14 protein-coding genes and 1 pseudogene are annotated in these 16,786 nt (G+C 65.4%); 10 read left to right on the top strand and 5 right to left on the bottom strand.

The genetic code is table 11. The annotated features are described in order from the left end of the window. Nucleotides 1-436: 436 nt before the first annotated feature. Nucleotides 437-1,081: pseudogene (locus tag FNJ47_RS51480) on the top strand (oxidoreductase); the annotation flags it as partial. A 483-nt stretch (nt 1,082-1,564) separates the two neighbouring features. On the opposite strand, the gene FNJ47_RS21515 reads toward FNJ47_RS51480, so the two are convergent. Next, nucleotides 1,565-2,536, bottom strand: coding sequence for a DUF2336 domain-containing protein (locus FNJ47_RS21515; protein WP_163156624.1), 972 nt, complete (start codon nt 2,534-2,536; stop codon nt 1,565-1,567). A gap of 256 nt (nt 2,537-2,792) precedes the next feature. Here FNJ47_RS21515 and FNJ47_RS21510 point away from each other — a divergent pair, with 256 nt between their 5' ends. Both FNJ47_RS21510 and FNJ47_RS21505 read left to right on the top strand, forming a co-directional pair. Further along, nucleotides 2,793-2,987 carry a hypothetical protein gene (locus FNJ47_RS21510; protein ID WP_163156621.1) on the top strand — a complete coding sequence of 65 codons (195 nt, stop codon included), beginning with the start codon at nt 2,793-2,795 and terminating at the stop codon, nt 2,985-2,987. A gap of 16 nt (nt 2,988-3,003) precedes the next feature. After that, nucleotides 3,004-3,771: a hypothetical protein gene (locus FNJ47_RS21505; RefSeq protein ID WP_163156620.1), complete on the top strand. Its 768-nt coding sequence runs from the start codon at nt 3,004-3,006 to the stop codon at nt 3,769-3,771. Here the strand turns inward: FNJ47_RS21505 and FNJ47_RS21500 are convergent. Next, complete coding sequence (locus FNJ47_RS21500) at nt 3,768-4,628, bottom strand: LysR family transcriptional regulator (protein ID WP_163156618.1); 861 nt, start codon at nt 4,626-4,628, stop codon at nt 3,768-3,770. The genes FNJ47_RS21505 and FNJ47_RS21500 overlap by 4 nt on opposite strands. Nucleotides 4,629-4,719: 91 nt before the next feature. Here FNJ47_RS21500 and FNJ47_RS21495 point away from each other — a divergent pair, with 91 nt between their 5' ends. After that, the gene (locus tag FNJ47_RS21495) at nt 4,720-5,565 is read left to right on the top strand and encodes an MBL fold metallo-hydrolase (protein WP_163156616.1); all 846 of its coding nucleotides are present in this window, start codon (nt 4,720-4,722) and stop codon (nt 5,563-5,565) included. Here FNJ47_RS21495 and FNJ47_RS21490 read toward each other — a convergent pair. From FNJ47_RS21490 to FNJ47_RS21480, 3 genes are read right to left on the bottom strand one after another with little or no spacing between them, the layout of a single operon-like run. Then, a complete protein-coding gene (locus tag FNJ47_RS21490; protein WP_163156614.1) occupies nt 5,562-6,182 on the bottom strand; it encodes a DUF1254 domain-containing protein in 621 nt (206 codons plus the stop codon). The two genes, FNJ47_RS21495 and FNJ47_RS21490, sit on opposite strands and share 4 nt — an antisense overlap. Then, nucleotides 6,179-6,757, bottom strand: coding sequence for a DUF1214 domain-containing protein (locus FNJ47_RS21485; RefSeq protein WP_163156611.1), 579 nt, complete (start codon nt 6,755-6,757; stop codon nt 6,179-6,181). The genes FNJ47_RS21490 and FNJ47_RS21485 overlap by 4 nt, the downstream gene beginning before the upstream one ends. Nucleotide 6,758: 1 nt before the next feature. Continuing rightward, nucleotides 6,759-9,032 (bottom strand): transglycosylase domain-containing protein, encoded by a 2,274-nt coding sequence (locus tag FNJ47_RS21480; protein WP_163156609.1) that lies wholly within the window; start codon nt 9,030-9,032, stop codon nt 6,759-6,761. Between the two features lie 286 nt (nt 9,033-9,318). On the opposite strand from FNJ47_RS21480, the gene FNJ47_RS21475 reads away from it, so the two are divergent. The 6 genes from FNJ47_RS21475 to FNJ47_RS21450 all read left to right on the top strand — a co-directional run bounded on the left by FNJ47_RS21475 (nt 9,319) and on the right by FNJ47_RS21450 (nt 16,747). Next, the gene (locus tag FNJ47_RS21475) at nt 9,319-9,840 is read left to right on the top strand and encodes a YcgN family cysteine cluster protein (RefSeq protein ID WP_163156607.1); all 522 of its coding nucleotides are present in this window, start codon (nt 9,319-9,321) and stop codon (nt 9,838-9,840) included. Between the two features lie 205 nt (nt 9,841-10,045). Continuing rightward, nucleotides 10,046-11,641 (top strand): MDR family MFS transporter, encoded by a 1,596-nt coding sequence (locus tag FNJ47_RS21470; RefSeq protein WP_163156605.1) that lies wholly within the window; start codon nt 10,046-10,048, stop codon nt 11,639-11,641. Between the two features lie 503 nt (nt 11,642-12,144). Continuing rightward, nucleotides 12,145-13,368, top strand: a complete 1,224-nt coding sequence (locus FNJ47_RS21465; RefSeq protein ID WP_163156622.1) for an ABC transporter substrate-binding protein — start codon at nt 12,145-12,147, stop codon at nt 13,366-13,368. Nucleotides 13,369-13,462: 94 nt separating this feature from the next. Then, a complete protein-coding gene (locus FNJ47_RS21460) occupies nt 13,463-14,338 on the top strand; it encodes a branched-chain amino acid ABC transporter permease (RefSeq protein WP_163156603.1) in 876 nt (291 codons plus the stop codon). A gap of 1 nt (nt 14,339) precedes the next feature. Next, entirely contained in the window at nt 14,340-15,266 is a 927-nt protein-coding gene (locus tag FNJ47_RS21455; RefSeq protein ID WP_163156601.1) for a branched-chain amino acid ABC transporter permease, read from the top strand. Continuing rightward, nucleotides 15,266-16,747, top strand: a complete 1,482-nt coding sequence (locus tag FNJ47_RS21450; RefSeq protein ID WP_163156599.1) for an ATP-binding cassette domain-containing protein — start codon at nt 15,266-15,268, stop codon at nt 16,745-16,747. Before FNJ47_RS21455 ends, FNJ47_RS21450 begins: the two co-directional genes overlap by 1 nt. Nucleotides 16,748-16,786 lie beyond the last annotated feature (39 nt).

Here is a 16,786-nt window from a genome sequence, read left to right as displayed (position 1 = left end):
CGCCATCCGCTCCCACGCCGCGTCGCTCAATACCAAACGGTCCATCACACCCAAGGCGGCCTCCCCAAAAGCAGCCTTGAATCTGATTTGCTCCTAAAAGGGAATCCTTAGAGTCCACACCACCTAGGGCGCAACCTCGGCTGCTTGGGAAGCGGGCGCATCTGATGTCCGCTTGCTCCGCAACGGCGGAACAAATTCCGACATCCAACGACTTCGCGCCCGGACCTGATCCGGACACGACCGCCGAGCCCCTCGGGACCGCGAAGCGGCCAAACGATGCTGCGGTTGATCGGAGTGGTGCGCCGATGCACAGCCGTTGTCGAACAGAGCGTAGTCCCGTTCGGCAGTCCGCGACCCTAGCTACCCGGCCAAGGGCGAGCCGGTGAGCGCATCCGCGCACTCTGCTCGCCTGTCTCTCGCGCCCCGGAAACATCCCATGTCCAGTCCTGACGTCCTGTTCAGACCCTACCGCCTGAATGCTCTCAACCTGCCGAACCGCGTCGTGATGGCTCCGATGACGCGATCGATGTCTCCGGGCGGCGTACCCACAGCCGAGGTCGCCAGCTATTATCGCCGCCGCGCAGAGAATGGCGTCGGCCTCATCATCACGGAGGGAACAGGGGTCGGTCGTCCGGCCGCACTCAACGAGCCCAATATGCCCCACTTCCACGGTGAGGCGGCGCTCGCCGGCTGGAAGAAAGTGGTGGACGAGGTTCACGCAGCAGGTGGGCGCATCGTGCCGCAGCTGGTTCATGTGGGGCATAAGCGCTCGAATGCGGCGCCGGACTGGACACCCCCGGCGCCCTATGAAAGTCCCTCGGGGCTTTCAGTGACAGGCGAGCGCCCCAATCAACCGATGAGCGAGGCCGACGTGGCCGACATCATCGACGCGTTCGCGAAAGCTGCGATGGATGCCGAGCGGCTCGGCTTCGACGGCATCGAGCTGATGGGGGCGCACGGCTACCTCATCAATCAGTTCTTCTACGACCATCTCAACTTGCGCGACGACGAATACGGTGGCTCGACGCTCGTCGAGCGTTCTCGCTTCGTGGTCGAGATTCTGAACGCAATCCGGTCGGTGGTGAGCTCGGGCTTCCCGGTGATTCTCCGCCTCTCACAATGGAAGCCGAAAGACTTCAATGCACGGCTGGCCGCGACGCCGAAGGCGCTGGAACAGTGGCTTTCCGTCCTTGTCGACGCTGGAGCGGATGCCTTCCATCTCTCGCAGCCGACGTTCTGGCAGCCCGCTTTCCCCGAGATCGATCGGGAGCTGAACCTTGCCGGCTGGGCGAAGAAGCTCACGGGGGTCACCGCGATAACGGTGGGCGCCGTCGGCCTGTCTGGTGATGTCTACGCATCGCTTGCGGGCGAGAGCGCCCAATCCATGCCGCTGGATGGGCTGCTCGCGCGGCTGGAACGCGGCGAGTTCGACCTGGTCGCGGTCGGACGCGCGTTGCTGCAGGATGCCGGCTGGCTTGAGAAAGTCGGCAAGGTCGCGAGATCGCCGCGTTCACGCCGGCTGCGTTCGCCACCCTCAGCTAATCTAAAACGCGATGGGCGCGCCTTAGCTACCGGATTTCTGGTTGCGGATGGCGGGCGCGTTGCCGGGCTGCACGGCTGGTCGCGTCTGCGACGGCGCCGCGCGGGCGCGATGGCGCTCGTCGTCATAGAGCGACGAGCGATACTTGTTGCGCGCCACCGCCATGGTCGAGCCGCGCCATGCCGCCAGCATCACCAGCGCCGAGCGCTCGCTCAGGCGATCGTAGAGCCGCGACAGCCGATAGACATAGTTGACCGACGAGCCGGCTTCCGGATTGAGGAACATCAGGATGCGCTGGAACGCGGCGCTCGACACGTCAAGCGCCCGCATCGCGCAGGCGAGCGGCTCGCCGCCGGGATCGTTGACGACCTCGGCCGCGATCCGCGACGGCAGGATCAATGCCTCGCCGAGTTCGAGCGTGAAGTTATCGAGGTCCTCGGCAAATGCCGCCATCTCCAGGATATGGATCGCGCGCGCGGCGCGGGCAGCCGGAATCCGCGCGGCGGCCTTCAGCGGCGTCTCCTGCAGATTGTGCAGGATCTGCGCGCGTTCTCTGGCGTTGGCGGCAAAGAACATGTCGGAGATTTCGGCGGCGTCGTTCGGCCGCATCGCGAGGCTCGCTGCCATCCGCAGCTCGGCTTCGGTCGGGATCTTGGCCGGCAGCGCGGACGGGGTGGGGGCGGGAATTGGAGCGGCCGTCGGCATCGGCTGGTCCGGACCGCCGCGCCGCAACCCGAGCTTGTCCATGATTCTGGCGGGCGTTGCCGGATAGATCGCAAGCCGTGCGCGGACCGCTGCGCGGGTGGCGTCGTCGACCTCGTCGATCAGGCGCGACGTCAGCTCGACGAACTGGCGCTCCTCATCGGCGGAGTGCGCGCTCGCCTGCACATAGAGGTCGGTCAGGACGCGCAGCAAAGTGGGGCGGATATCGACGCCCTCGCGACGGGAGAGCGTCATCAGCCCATCGAAACCAGGAAATAGCGGAGCTGCGCTCATCTCGGGCGTACGCGACTTGCCAGTAAGCTTCGGGTTGAAAACCTTGTGGCAGCGAGCCTACGCAGGCTGTTTTAAGACGCAGTTAAGGAAAACAACCCGTGAAGGCAAACGTTCGGATTTGCGCGTGTCCATTAAGGCACAGCGCCATATCCGTAACCGTCCGTATCGACTGTTTAACATGTCATTAACCATGCCCGTTCTTAACTCGGCGTGCGCGGGGCAAATCATGTCCGTGCGGGGCCGGAGAGAACGGAACATGGGCACCATCGTTGAGTTTCCGGCGGATGCGGCTGCACGGCGGCCGAGCGTTGTCGGTGCTGCCGGCGAAGGCGTGGGGACCGTGCTGATCCTTCCCGTCGTCCGGATCGAGCGAACGACGGAAGAGACCGGCGGTGGTCGCGGACCGGAGCAGGGCACTGCGCAGGGCCGCCGACGCCGACGCCGCTCCTGATCGCGGACCTCGTGCAATGCCGCAGCTTGCGCAGCGGACCGCCGCTCGGCGGTCACTCCCGGCGCTGATCCTGCTCTTGGCGGGCTCGGCGCTCGCGGGCTGCAGCGGCGGCGATTTCGGCCGCACCCGCGCGGATTTCCGCAACGACGACATGCATCGTTGGATGGGCGCCGAGGCGACCGGCAGCATCGGCAGGAACGCCTCGCAATTCCAGCTCACCGAACACGAGCGTCAGCTGCGCGATCTCGCCTATCAGTTCATCGAGCCGCCGCTGTCGCGTCCGGCGTGGAAGAGCGTGTTCGGCGACTACCAGCCGCTGCCCGCGCCATGGCGGCAGAACGTCGTGTTCGATCGCACGATGTATGGCCGCAATCTGATCGACGAGCCGCATCGCTCGTTCGCCTCGCGCTATTCGCTGTTGATCGACGAGGTCCGCGACGACATCACCCGTTTCGAACCGTTCTTCGCCACCGCGGCCCAGGTGATCGAGCTCGACCGCAAGCGCAGTGCCAGTCTCAAGATGATTGCCGACGTGTCGCCGAAGGAGCGGGCCGATGCGGTGGCGCGGATGGAAGAGAACACGCTGATCGTGCAATGGGTGCAGCAGAGCCTGGAGCGGCGGATCGCATCCTATCGCTGGGCGCTGGAGCGGCTGGTGATCCAGGCCCCCGACGGCATGGCCGCCGACGCCGAACGCCAGATCAACGAACTCGCCCGGCTCACCGCCGGCGCGCCGCTGATCTCTGCGCCGGTCACGGGCCATGCCGTGGTGACAAAGGGCTAAGCCCGCCTCGCCATCTTCGCTTTTGATCCGACGCGGCGGCCGCTCGGTTGCCGCGGCAGGCTCGCGATGAACGCCTTCAGCGCATCCGACGGCGGCCGCGACGAGGGATAGGCGAGGCCGACATGGCGCGTCACGTCGACATCGATCGCGCGCATCGCGACATCAGGATTGCCGCGCGCAACGCCTTCGGGGACGATGGCAACGCCAACTCCGGCTGCAACCAGCGCCATCGCCCATTCCTCCGATTCCGCGATCGCCACCGGCTTGCGCGGCGGCGCAGCGCGCTTGAAGAATTCCTGCTGCTCGCAATGGCAACGGTCGATCATCGGAACGCCTGCGAAGTCGGTGGTCCGCAGCGTCTCCTTCAGGGTGAGGGGATGCGACGGCGGCAGTGCCGCGACGTAGCGTTCGCTCCAGAGCGGGATGAAGTGCTCGGCGGCGCTGATCATGGTCTTGGCGACGATCCGCGCGTCGGCCTTCTCGTTGGCGCCGACCAGCCGGAGCGCGAGGTCGGCGTTGCCCGTCAGCGGCTTCAACAGGGCGATGGTCCGGGCCTGGTCGAGCGTGCGCAACAGGCCGAGCGTCAGCGCTTGCTTCGTCGCCGGCTTGCGAAACAGGTTTCGCGCCGCGTCGGCCTCGTCGATGATCCTGCGGGCGATGCCGTGAAACAGCGCTGCGGATTCCGTTGGCGCCATGCCCTTCTTGTGCCGGATGAACAACGTGGTGCCGAGCTCGGCCTCGAGATTGGTGATCGCCGCCGAGATCGATGGCTGCGAGATGAAGCAGCGCTTCGCCGCAGCGGTCAAGTTGCGCTCGCGGTAGACCGCGGCGAAGTAGCGAAGTTCGCGGATATCCATAGCTGTATCCTATCGTATCGATAGAAAGATAATATTTTACCTATGGAAAGGCGAGTGGCAAGCCTGCACCGGCTTCAGCGGAGGAATTGTCATGCGCATTCACCATCTCAACACCGGCACGATGTGCCCGATCGGAAAGCGGCTCGTGAACGGCAGCGGCAGCATCTTCCAGCGGGCGCGGATGGTCTGTCACTGCCTGCTGGTCGAGAGTAATGACGGGCTTGTGCTGGTCGACACCGGGATCGGGCTCGACGACATCGGTGACCCGCCGCGGCTCGGGCGGAAATGGGTTCGGCAGACGACGCCGCGGCTCGATCCGGCCGAGACCGCGGTGCGCCAGGTGCAGGCGCTCGGCTTCTCGCCCGATGATGTGCGGCATCTGCTGCTGACCCATCTCGATCGCGACCATGCCGGCGGCGTGCCTGATTTTCCGAAGGCCAAGGTGCATGTCCATCGCAGGGAATACGACATGGCGGTGACACATCAGGTCGTGCCACCGCAGGGGCGCTACATCACGGCGCAGTGGAAACACGGACCGGACTGGGCGTTCTTTGGCACCGGCGGCGAGGACTGGTTCGGCTTCAGCGGCGTGCGTGCGCTCGGCGACCGCGAGCCGGACATTCTGATGATCCCGCTGCCGGGCCACACGCTCGGCCATTGCGGCATCGCGGTGCGCGACAAGGACAAATGGCTGCTGCACGCCGGCGATGCCTATTTCCATCACGCGCAGCTCGACGCCAGACCGCGGATCCCGCTGGTACTCGGCATGTTCCAGCGCCGGGCGGACATGGATCGCGCGACGCGGATGCAGAACCAGGAACGGCTGCGCCAATTGAAGGCGACGCATGGCGCTGATGTTACGATCGTCAACAGCCACGATCCCGTCGACTACGACACCTGCCGCTGCGGCGGCCGGCACGCATTCGCTGCGAGCTAGCGCTTGCGCGCCGCCGGCGGCGGAGCCGGCGCAGGCAGGGGCGGCGGGGCTTCCTGCTTCGCCGCGACCGGCTCGGCCTGCACCTTGCACGAGGAGGCCGCGAGCGAGGCCTGCGCCTGCGGCATCAGGCCTGGCTCCGGCGCCAGCGCCTTCAGCAGGATCAGGCCGGTCGAGGTTGGCGAGTCGATGATCAGCCGGTCGGCCGCAGTGACTTCCTCGTCCTCCGGCAGCTCGTTGTGCTGCGCTTCCGTCATCAGGTCGAGCTCGATCACCTTCTTGCCGGCGGAGCGGTCGTTGATCGCGTAATAGGCGACCTCGTTGCGGGTGTAGAACGACACCGACGTATAGGCCTGGCTGACCGGCACGGTGAGCTTGAGCGGCCCGGTGGAGAGGTCGTAGCGGCAGATCGCCACCGCGAATGCCGGATCCATCAGCGGCATCGGCGAGTGGCTCGGGTCGGCGAGCGGCAGTTGCGTCACCTCGTTGAGCTTGGTCATCGGCGTCAGTCGCGAGTAAGCGTCCTGCGAGGCGATGCGCGGCAGCGCCAGCACGCTGACGAGATGCACCACGCCGCCGAGCAGCACGCCTGCGAGGATCGTGAACAGCACCCGGATCATGGGCAGCCCGTCGTTGCAATCGAGGGCATCGGCGCGTCGCGCTGGGTGCGCGTCGCAACCCCGACCGGCGTGTCGTAGAGCCGCAGCATGAGCGCGTAACGCTCGATGCCGCCGGTCGGCAGCCAATTGCCGGCGCGCGAGCGCGAGGCGATGTGGATCTCGAACGTGCCGTCGGAGGCGCGCATGATCTCCTGGCTGGTGAAGCCGTAGCGCTGCAGCGAATTCGCGACGAGGTGCCCCTTGCGGTCGAACAGCGTCAGCGTCCAGAACCGCGCCGCCGGCGTCACGCCGCTGACGACGATGTCGCAGCGGCCGTCGAGCGGCTTGTTCTTGTCGTCAGCGGTCGCCGAGAACGCGATGCCGTCCCCGGTGCCGATCGGCAGCTCGCCGCTGCGCGCGATCGTGGCGCGCGAATAGGGATCGACGTCGGAGGTGCCGTTCTTCGGCCGCGCGGTCCAGGCGCCGATCTTCAGCGTGCCGAGATCGGTGCCGCGGGTTGCCGTGGCATAAGTCAGGCCGAGGCCGACGGCGGTGGCGATGACGAGGGCCAGCAAGGTGGTGAGGAGGAGGCGCACGTCAGTTCTTGCGTGGTACTGCAGGTGTCGCGCCGTCCGGCCCGGCCGCGGTAACGTAGTTTTCGGGGAACGCCAGCGCGCTCGAGGACTCGGCCTTGCCGGTCTTCGAGGGCTCGTTCAGCGTGGTCTTGCCGGTGGTCCTGGCGGCGTCGTCGAGCAGCTTCTCGACCCGCACCAGGATATCCGCACCGCGCTTGGTCAACACCGGCGGCGGACCCGGCTTGGTCTCCAGCACGCGCGGCGCGGCGTTGGCCTGGGCATTGGCCTGTGCCGGCTGCGGCGGCAGCTTCTGGCCCATGCCGACCCCGTTGAGCTCTCTCACTTCCACGCCTTGATGCGCTGCGACCATGATGTCGTGCCAGGTCTGCGCCGGCAGCGAGCCGCCGGTCATGCGGTTGGTCGGCGAATAGTCGTCATTGCCGTACCAGACCGCGCAAGTGAAGTTGCCGGTGTAGCCGACGAACCAGGCGTCGCGATAGGCGTTGGTGGTACCGGTCTTGCCCGCGGTCGGAATGCCGTCGAGCGCGGCACGGCGCGCGGTGCCTTCGCTGACCACGTGGCTCATCATGCCGGCCATGTCGGCGGCAATATTCGGCGGAATGGCTTGCCGCGCCTTCGGTCCGTCGCGGTCCCAGCGCCACACCAGATCGCCGGCGCCGGTACGCACCTCGAGCACCGAGTGGGGCGTCACCGCCTTGCCGCGGTTCGGGAAGGTCGCATAGGCCACCGCGTGCTCCAGCACCGTGACTTCGTCGGAGCCGATCGGCAGCGACGGCGTATCGGGCAGCGGCGCCTTGAGGCCGAAGCGGCGCGCGACCTCGACGATCTTGGCGCGACCGGCCTTCGGGCCTTCCTTGCCGCCCAGCATGATCGAGAGCTTGACCGGCACGACGTTGATCGAGCGCGTGATCGCCTGCGTCAGCGTCACCTGGCCGGAATAGGAGTGGCCATAGTTCTGTGGACACCAGTTGCCGATGCAAACCGGGCCGTCGACGATCTTCGAGTTCGGCGTGAAGCCGTTCAGCAGCGCCGTCGTATAGACATAAGGCTTGAACGACGAACCGGGCTGCCGATAGGCGTCGGTGGCGCGGTTGAACTGGCTCGCACCGTAATCGCGTCCGCCGACCATGGCGCGAATGCCGCCGTCGAGATCCGACACCACGGTCGCGGCCTGGGTTGCGTGATAATCACGCCCGAACTGCCGGAGCTGGTTCTCGATCGCGTCCTCGGCCGCCTTCTGCACGTTCATGTCGATCGCGGTGCGGACCACGAAGACGCGCTCGGTGTAGGATTTCGGGAAGGTGTCGACCAGCTTGCGCATCTCGTCGAAGGCGTAGTCGAGATAGTAGTTCGGCGAATTCTCATCGCGCCGATCGACCGCGACGGCGGGATTGCGGCGGGCGCCGAACACCTGGCCCTCGGTCATGAAGCCGGCATCGACGAGATTGTCGAGCACGACGTTGGCGCGGGCGCGTGCCGCCGGCAGGTTGATGTGCGGGGCGTATTTGGTCGGCGCCTTGAATAGGCCGGCCAGCATCGCGGCTTCAGCGAGGTTCACGTCGCGCACCGACTTGTTGAAGTAGAAATGCGCGGCGCCGTCGACGCCGAAGGTGCCGCCGCCCATATAGGCGCGGTCGAGATAGAGTTTCAGGATCTCGTTCTTGGTCAGCCGCGTCTCGAGCCAAATCGCGAGGAAGGCTTCCTTCACCTTGCGCTCGATGGTGCGCTCGTTGTTCAGGAACAGGTTCTTGGCGAGCTGCTGGGTGATCGACGAACCGCCCTGGCGGACGCCGCCGGCCTGCGCGTTGGTGACGAGCGCGCGGGCGAGGCCCGGAACGTCGATGCCGAAATGGTCGTAGAAGCGGCGGTCTTCGGTCGCGAGCGTCGCCTTGATCAGATTGTCCGGAAAGTCTTCCAGCGGGATCGAGTCGTTATGCTTGATGCCGCGGCTGCCGATCGGATTGCCGTAACGGTCGAGGAAGGTCACGGCGAGGTCGGACTTCTTCAGCCAGTCCTCGTCGGCGGTCTCGCGGAAGGCGGGGATCGCGAGCGTCAGCAGCAGGATCATGCCGCCGAGCCCAAGGGTCGCGGCTTCCGACAGCGGCTCGATGAACACCCAGCGCTTCCAGCGGCCGACATAGAAGCGGTCCATGAAGGTGGAATAGCGCTCATAGAGCTCGCGCAGGCCCTTGCCCGACGAGAACAGCGTCGAGTCGATACGCGCATCGAGGTCCAGGAAGAAATTCCGGACCTTCTGTTTCCAATGCGACGGCATGATCTGAAAGGACCGGACCCTTGATCAGTTGACAGCGCTGCGGGCGCCCAAATGGGCACAGGCCAGCGTCTTGCTTCGATGTTGCGGCAATCCCAAGGCGCTTTTACGTCGTTGGGGACTCGTTCCACGTTCTATCTGAGCGGCTGCCATAAACCAATGGCGCGGCTTGTGAATTTAATGAAAGCCCTAACGCTGCCCACCGGCTTTTTCGACCCCGCAACAACACCCCCTTGCGGAGCCGGCGCCGGCGTCCCAAGAAGAGCTCTATCGCCATGTCAGGGATATCATGACCGCACCGCCCAAGCGCCCGTCGGACCAGGAGGGATTCTTCTGGAAAACCAAGACGTTGGAAGAGATGTCCAACGCCGAATGGGAGAGCCTGTGTGACGGCTGCGCACGGTGCTGCCTGGAGAAGCTCGAGGACGAGGACACCGGCAAGATCTACTTCACCCACATCTCCTGCAAGCTGCTCGATTCCGGCCTGTGCACCTGCAAGGACTATCCGAACCGCTCCGACCAGGTGCCGGATTGCGTCCGCCTGACGCCCGAGAACGTCCGGACGCTCAACTGGCTGCCGCCGAGCTGCGGCTACCGGCTCGTGGCCGAGGGGCGGGACCTCTATTGGTGGCATCCCCTGATCTCCGGCGATCCCAACACCGTTCATGAGGCCGGCGTCTCGGTGCGCGGGCGGGTGGAAGGCACCGAGATCGATGTCAACGACGCCGATCTCGAGGATCACATTGTGCGGTGGCCGGCTTTGCTGCCGAAACGGGCCCAGTTGAAGAAGCGGCCGAAGCTCTCCAAGTAGATTTTCGAGCAGATTTACAAGCCGTAACGATGGCGCCGCGAGAGCTGGCGCAGGGCGTTCTGCGATCACGTCATCGCGAGAACTCTGCCGCGGGATGCACCCATGCGCTGGGGTGCCTGCCTCAGCAGCGAATTGCTGCATAAATTGCTAGGCAGAGAATGATTCCATCGCGGGACGCGCCCGCGCAGCAGCATTACGCCCCCAAATGAACAAGTATGAACGGCAGAGCCGTTTTCCTGCCGACCAATCCACATTGCCTGACGACATTGCGGAAGAGCTGTCTCACCTCCCGAGCGAGGTGATCGAACTCAGCGATGCGCCGCCGCTGGCGCCGCCGGCACCGCTCAATCCGGACGAAGTCCGCACCATCGTCATCAGCCTGATGCTGACGATGTTCCTGGCCGCGCTCGACCAGACCATTGTCGCGACCGCGCTGCCGACGATCGGACGCCAGTTTCACGACGTCACCAACCTGTCCTGGGTGATCACCGCCTATCTGCTCGCCTCCACGGCGGTGGCGCCGGTGTTCGGCACGCTGAGCGACATCTATGGCCGCCGCGTCATGATCATCACCTCGCTCAGCCTGTTCGTGGTTGGCTCGGTGCTCTGCGCGGTCGCGCCCAGCATGACGATGCTGATCATTGCCCGCGGCCTGCAGGGGCTCGGCGGTGGCGGCATCATGCCCGTGGTCCAGACCGTGATCTCTGATGTGGTCACCCCGCGCGAACGTGGCCGCTATCAGGCCTATTTCTCCAGCGTCTGGATGGCCGGCGGCATTCTCGGCCCGGTGGTCGGCGGCGTCTTCGCCGAGCATCTGCACTGGTCGATGATCTTCTGGATCAACCTGCCGCTCGCGGCTGCGGCGCTCGCGCTGCTGCTGCCGAAGATGAGCAAGATTCCCGTGTTCCACCGCAAGCGCAAGGTCGACCGGCTCGGCGGCGTGCTGCTGATGGCCTCCGCCGTCGTGCTGATGCTGGTGCTGACCTGGGGCGGCACCCGTCTGTCCTGGCTGTCGCCGACCATCACCGCGATGATCGGTGCCTCGATCGCGCTCGCCGGCGCCTTCGTCTGGCATGCGCGCCGGGCCGACGAGCCGTTCCTGCCGCTGTCGCTGCTCGGCGGCTCGGTGGTGCCGTTCGCGATGGGGGCAGGCGGCTGCGCACTCGGCGCCATGGTCGGCCTGACCGTGCACCTGCCGCTCTATTACGAGGTGGTCTATCACCTGACTGCCAGCGAGGCCGGCCTGGCGCTGATCCCGCTTGCGGCGATCTCGACCTTCGGTGCGGCGATCGCCGGACGGACCATGGCGAAGGCCAAGCACTACAAGCGTGTCGCCATCGTCGGCACCTCGGTCGCCGCGATCTGCGCCGTCGGCATGGCGGTGACGATGCTGCCGCTGTGGGGATTGCTGCTGCTGATGAGCGTGTTCGCGCTCGGCCTCGGCACCACATTCCCGATCAGCGTGGTATCGCTGCAGAACGCGGTGGCGCGGCCGCAGGTCGGCACCGTGACCGGCGCGATGAACTTCTTCCGTGCAATGATGGCTTCGTTCACGGTCGCAGCCTTCACCACGATCCTGCTGATGACGCTCGGCACCGACATCTCGCTCGCCGGCGAGCATCACGCCGCCGCGGCCGGCACCGTCAGCGCGATCCCGATGGCCGACATGATCACCGCGTTCCGTTACGTGTTCGGCGCCGCCGCCGTGCTTTTGACCACCGCTTCCATCTGCATGATCACGATGGAAGAGCGCCCGCTCGCCGGCCCGGCCACGCGACCGCCGGCGGAGATGGCGGAGTAGGGCAGTCGTCACGCTCACCGTTGTCGTCCCAGCAAAAGCAGCGGGATGATTTTGCGACGACGCCAAGTTCACCGCCGTCGTCCCGGCGAAGGCCGGGACCCATACGCCGCGGCGGATGTTGTCGGTGGGACTGGTCGTTCCAATGGCGCTTAACAATTCGCATCGGTGGTTATGGGTCCCGGCTTTCGCCGGGACGACGCTGCGGATCGTTCTCGCTTCAACCTGTCGAGCAGCCTGTTCGGTGTCATCGCCCGGGCGGTGACAGACGTGGCGAGAGACCCCGACACGACTTTATTCCCGCGCTGCCTCATCCTTATTCACCCACAAGCCGCCGACCCACTACTTTAGTTGTCGTCGACGCATGGCGATCTGCGCGCAGTTTCACTTGCTGCGCATTTTGTCGCGGCTATAGTCCGGCCCCAAGAGCTCGAAGCAGCCGAACAAAACGCAAAAAAGAGGAGAGAAACAGGGTGAAAAGAACATCGCGACTGCCTGTTCATGCGATGCAGCAAATCGCCGGAGCGGCCGTGTTGGGCCTTTTGGCTGCGGCCCCCAGCGGAGCGCTGGCCGCCGACACCCTCAAGATCGGCGTGATCGCCGAAGCGCAAGCGATTGCCGGCGCGTCGATCCCGCAGGCGGCGCAGCTGGCCGCCGACGAGATCAACGCCAAGGGCGGCATCGACGGCCGCAAGATCGAAATCGTCTCTTACGACAATCACTCGTCTTCGGCGGATTCGGTCCGCGCATTCCAGCGCGCCGTCAATGAAGACAAGGTCAACGTCGTCATTTCGAGCTACATCAGCGAAGTGGTGCTGGCGCTCGAGCCCTGGGCCTCGCGCCTGAAGACGCCGTTCGTCACGCCCGGCGCGGCCTCCAACGAGATCAGCAAGAGCGTTCACGCCGATTACGAGAAGAACAAGTACACCTTCCACGGCTATCTGACCTCGGCGGCGCTGGCGCTGTCGGTCTGCGACGCCGCCAAGGAGCTTCTGGTCGATCAGAAGCACATGAAGACCGCGGTCATCATGAGCGAGGACGCGGCCTGGACCAAGCCGCTCGACGTCGGCTACGAGGAGTGCCTGCCCAAGATCGGGCTCAAGGTCGTCGACCATATCCGCTTCTCGCCCGACACCACCGACTTCACGCCGATCTTCAACAAGGTCGAAGCCGCCAAGCCCGACGTGATCATCACCGGCATCTCGCATGTCGGCGTGCAGCCGACGGTGCAGTGGAAGAACCAGCAGGTGCCGATCCCGATGTTCGGCATTTCCTCGCAGGCCACCAACGAGACCTTCGGCAAGGACACCAACGATGCGGCGGAAGGCGTGCTGTATCAGGGCGTGTCGGGCCCGAACGTCGCGGTGACGCCGAAGTCGGTGCCGTTCGCGGAGGACTTCAAGAAGCGCTACGGCAACTATCCGTCCTACGCGGGCTACACCGCCTATGACGAGGTCTACTACATCGCGGATGCGGTGAAGCGCGCCGGCTCGGTCGAGGCCGACAAGATGGTCGATGCGCTGGAGAAGACCGATTGGGAAGGCACCATCGGACGTGTCCAGTTCTACGGCAAGGACGATCCGTTCACCCATTCGATCAAGTACGGCAAGGGCCTGATCACCGGACTGATGCTGCAGTGGCAGGGCGGCAAGCAGGTCGCGGTCTGGCCGAAGGAGGTCGCCAAGAGCGATCTCAAGTTCCCGAGCTTCATCAAGCTCACCACCAACTGACTGATGATCATGCTCCCGGGCCGGTCCCGGGAGCATCGCTATTCAGTTCCGCGTCCTCCACAACAGGCAGCCCTGCTGCCGCGGCCGATTTGAGATGCTTGCCCTACAGATCCTGATCGATGGCTTCGCCATCAGTGCGCTCTATGCGCTCGGCGCGACCGGCTTCACCCTGATCTTCGGTGTCTCCGGCGTTCTCAACCTCTCCCACGGTGCCATCATGGTGGCCGCAGCGGTCGCGGCCTGGGCCGCGGCCAGCGTGCTGCACCTCGACATCTACACCGGCGCGCTGTTCGGCGTCGGCGTGGCGCTGATCGTGTCGTTCGCGACCTATTTCGCGGTCGTCAAGCCGATCCAGAATTCCACGCGGATCCCCAATGAGGAGAAGGAGATCTTCGTCCTCACCGGCACGCTGCTGTGGGGCATCATGATCCAGGAGCTGATCGCCTATTTCTTCACCAACAACGCCAAGACGGTGCTGCCGATCGTCGAGGGCGTCGTCGATGTCTTCGGCAACCGCACGCCCCGCAACAATATCTTCACCGCGCTGGTGTGCTGTCTCGTGATCGGCCTGCTGTGGTTGCTGGTGAACCGCACGCGGACCGGCAAGGCGGTGCTGGCGGCCTCGATGAACCCGCGCGGTGTCACCCTGCTCGGGCTCGAGCTCACCCAGATCTACATTGTGGTGTGGGGCATCTACGGCATTTTGGCCGGCATCGCCGGCGTGCTGCTCGGCATGTTCCTCGGCGTCAGCTCCTACAGTGTCGGGCCGTTGACCGCGAGCGCGTTCTCGATCGTGGTGCTCGGCGGTCTCGGCAGCGTCTCGGGCTCGCTGATCGCGGCTTTCGTCGTCGGCTATCTCGAGACCATCACGGCCTACATGATCTCACCGGCCTACCGCACCATTCCGGCGCTGCTGCTCCTGGTGTTCGTGATGTATATCCGGCCTCAAGGCCTGTTGGGGAGGCGCTGAGATGGCCGGATTCTTCACCTCGCGCCTGTTCTTCATCTCGCTGGCCTGCGTGGCGGTTGCGGCGACGCTGCCGCTCTACGTCTCGGGCTACATCCTCGGACTGCTCACCGTCGCGTTCTATTTCGGCGTGTTCGCGATGGCCTGGGACCTGCTGTTCGGCTTCGCCGGCGAGGTCAATTTCGGCCCGACCTTCCTGATCGGCACAGGCGCCTACACCGCGGGGATCCTCAACAACCAGTACGGCTGGTCGGTCTATGTCTGCATCCTGCTCGGCGCGCTCGCCTCGGTGGTCGCGGGCTTCGTGCTGGCGCTGCCGGCGCTGCGGGTGAGGGGACCGTATTTCGGCTTGACCACGCTGGTCGCGGTGCTGATGCTGCAGAACTTCGTCGTGGTGCTTGCCGACCTCACCGGCGGCGAGATCGGGCTCACCATCCCCGATGTCATCACCATCAATGCCGGCGCCAATTACTGGATCGCGCTCGGTTTCATGACGATCAGCGCGGCCGTTCTTTACGGCCTGTCGCAATCGCCGGTCGGCCTCGTGCTGCAGGCGAGCGGGCAGGACCCGGTGCAGGCCGGCGCGCTCGGCTTCAACATCGTCAAGCACAAGCTCGCGGCCTTCATCGTCAGCGCGTTCTTCTCGGGCCTGTCGGGGGCGCTGCTGGTGTTCTACTTCGGCACCGCCTCGGTCGGCACCGTGGTCGACGTCGCGGTCGGCGTGAACGTGATCGTCTCCGCCGTGCTCGGCGGCCGGCGCACGGTGCTGGGCGCGGCGCTCGGCGCGATCTTCCTGATCGTGGCCGGCGAATTCCTGCGCCCGACCGGCGAGCTTGCGACCTTCATCGTCTCGGCGGTGGCGCTGCTCGTCGTGCTGTTCTTCCCCGGCGGTTTCCTCGGAGCGGCCCTGTCACGCGAGGCGCGCTCCTGATGGATCAGATTGTGACCAAGACTCCAACGCTTGCCGTCCGCGGCCTGACCAAGCGGTTCGGCGGCCTCACCGCGGTGAAGAATCTGAGCTTCGAGCTGCGACCCGGCGAGATCCTCGGCCTGATCGGGCCAAACGGTTCGGGCAAATCGACCGCGATGAAAAGCGTGATGGGCATCGAGCGCCCGACCGGGGGCGAAGTGCTGTTCGAGGGCGAGAACGTTGCCGGGCTGCCCGCGCACAAGATCGCGCGCAAGGGCTTTGGCATGGTGTTCCAGCATTCGCGGCCGCTGAACCGGCAGACCGTGCTGGAAAACATCATGGTCGCGCTGTTGCCCGACAGCCTGTTCATGCTGTTTCCCGACAAGACGCTGACCGAGCGCGCCAAATGGATCGCCGAACGCGTCGGCCTCGGGGCGGTGATGGACCGCCGGCCGCCGACGCTGCCGTTCGCCGATCAGCGCCGGCTGGAATTGGCGAAGGCGATCGCGCGCGACCCGAAGGTGGTGCTGGTCGACGAGCCCTTCGCTGGATTGACCAGCACCGAGGTCGGCGTGTTCTCGCAATTGATCCGCAGCTTCCGCGACGAAGGGCGCGCGGTGATGCTGGTCGACCACAACGTCAAGAGCGTCGCGGCGCTGGTCGACCGCGTGCTCGCGATGTATCTCGGCGAGGAGATCACGACCGGCCGCGCCGAGGACGTGATGAAGAACGAGACCGTGCGGCGGGTTTATCTCGGCGGCGCGATCGAGACCCATGCGCGGCCCGAGACCTCGTTCAAGGACAAGGTGCCGCTGCTGCAGGTCGAGAATGTCAGCGTGCATTACGGCAAGGCGCAGGCGCTGGAGAACGTCTCGATCCACGTCCATGAGGGCGAGTTCGTCTCCGTCGTCGGCCTCAACGGCGCCGGCAAGACCACGCTGTTCAACACCATCTCGGGCTTCCTGCCCTATACCGGCGAGATCCTGCGTGGTGGTGTGAAGCTGCGCGGCACCGGGCCGGCCAAGATCGCCCGCTCCGGCCTCGTGCAGTGCCCGGAATCGCGCGAGCTGTTCGGCGAGATGACGGTGCGCGAAAACCTCGACCTCGGCGGCCAGCATCTCGACGACGCAGCGCGGTCGAAACAACTGGCCTGGCTGTTCGAGCTGTTCCCGATCCTGAAGGAGCGCCAGGGCCAGATGGCGCAGACGCTGTCCGGCGGCGAGCAGCAGATGCTGGCGATCGGCCGCGCGCTGATGATGCAGCCGCAGATCCTGATCCTGGACGAGCCGACGCTGGGCCTGGCGCCGGTCATCCTCGAACTGTTGTCGAAGGCGCTGGAGAAGCTGCGCCAGACCACCAAGATCACGGTGCTGCTCGGCGAGCAGAACGTGACGTTCGCGCTTCCGCATGCCGACCGCGTCTATGTGCTGGAGCACGCGCGGATCGTCTGGGAGGGCGATCCGGGCCGGTTCGCCGCGGAGGCCGGCGCCGATTTTCTCTGAAGTTCGAAAATTCAAGAACAAGAAAGCAAAACAAGGGAG

The sequence above is a fragment of the Bradyrhizobium uaiense genome, from assembly GCF_010811875.1.
Taxonomy (GTDB): domain Bacteria; phylum Pseudomonadota; class Alphaproteobacteria; order Rhizobiales; family Xanthobacteraceae; genus Bradyrhizobium; species Bradyrhizobium uaiense.
This window is presented reverse-complemented; position numbering and strand designations above follow the sequence as displayed.

What these genes read in the sequence shown, in the direction of transcription:
- FNJ47_RS21515 (WP_163156624.1), bottom strand. Translation starts at nt 2,536, where the DNA reads ATGAGCGCAGCTCCGCTATTTCCTGGTTTCGATGGGCTGATGACGCTC.
- FNJ47_RS21510 (WP_163156621.1), top strand. Translation starts at nt 2,793, where the DNA reads ATGGGCACCATCGTTGAGTTTCCGGCGGATGCGGCTGCACGGCGGCCG.
- FNJ47_RS21505 (WP_163156620.1), top strand. Translation starts at nt 3,004, where the DNA reads ATGCCGCAGCTTGCGCAGCGGACCGCCGCTCGGCGGTCACTCCCGGCG.
- FNJ47_RS21500 (WP_163156618.1), bottom strand. Translation starts at nt 4,628, where the DNA reads ATGGATATCCGCGAACTTCGCTACTTCGCCGCGGTCTACCGCGAGCGC.
- FNJ47_RS21495 (WP_163156616.1), top strand. Translation starts at nt 4,720, where the DNA reads ATGCGCATTCACCATCTCAACACCGGCACGATGTGCCCGATCGGAAAG.
- FNJ47_RS21490 (WP_163156614.1), bottom strand. Translation starts at nt 6,182, where the DNA reads ATGATCCGGGTGCTGTTCACGATCCTCGCAGGCGTGCTGCTCGGCGGC.
- FNJ47_RS21480 (WP_163156609.1), bottom strand. Translation starts at nt 9,032, where the DNA reads ATGCCGTCGCATTGGAAACAGAAGGTCCGGAATTTCTTCCTGGACCTC.
- FNJ47_RS21475 (WP_163156607.1), top strand. Translation starts at nt 9,319, where the DNA reads ATGACCGCACCGCCCAAGCGCCCGTCGGACCAGGAGGGATTCTTCTGG.
- FNJ47_RS21470 (WP_163156605.1), top strand. Translation starts at nt 10,046, where the DNA reads ATGAACAAGTATGAACGGCAGAGCCGTTTTCCTGCCGACCAATCCACA.
- FNJ47_RS21465 (WP_163156622.1), top strand. Translation starts at nt 12,145, where the DNA reads ATGCAGCAAATCGCCGGAGCGGCCGTGTTGGGCCTTTTGGCTGCGGCC.
- FNJ47_RS21460 (WP_163156603.1), top strand. Translation starts at nt 13,463, where the DNA reads ATGCTTGCCCTACAGATCCTGATCGATGGCTTCGCCATCAGTGCGCTC.
- FNJ47_RS21455 (WP_163156601.1), top strand. Translation starts at nt 14,340, where the DNA reads ATGGCCGGATTCTTCACCTCGCGCCTGTTCTTCATCTCGCTGGCCTGC.
- FNJ47_RS21450 (WP_163156599.1), top strand. Translation starts at nt 15,266, where the DNA reads ATGGATCAGATTGTGACCAAGACTCCAACGCTTGCCGTCCGCGGCCTG.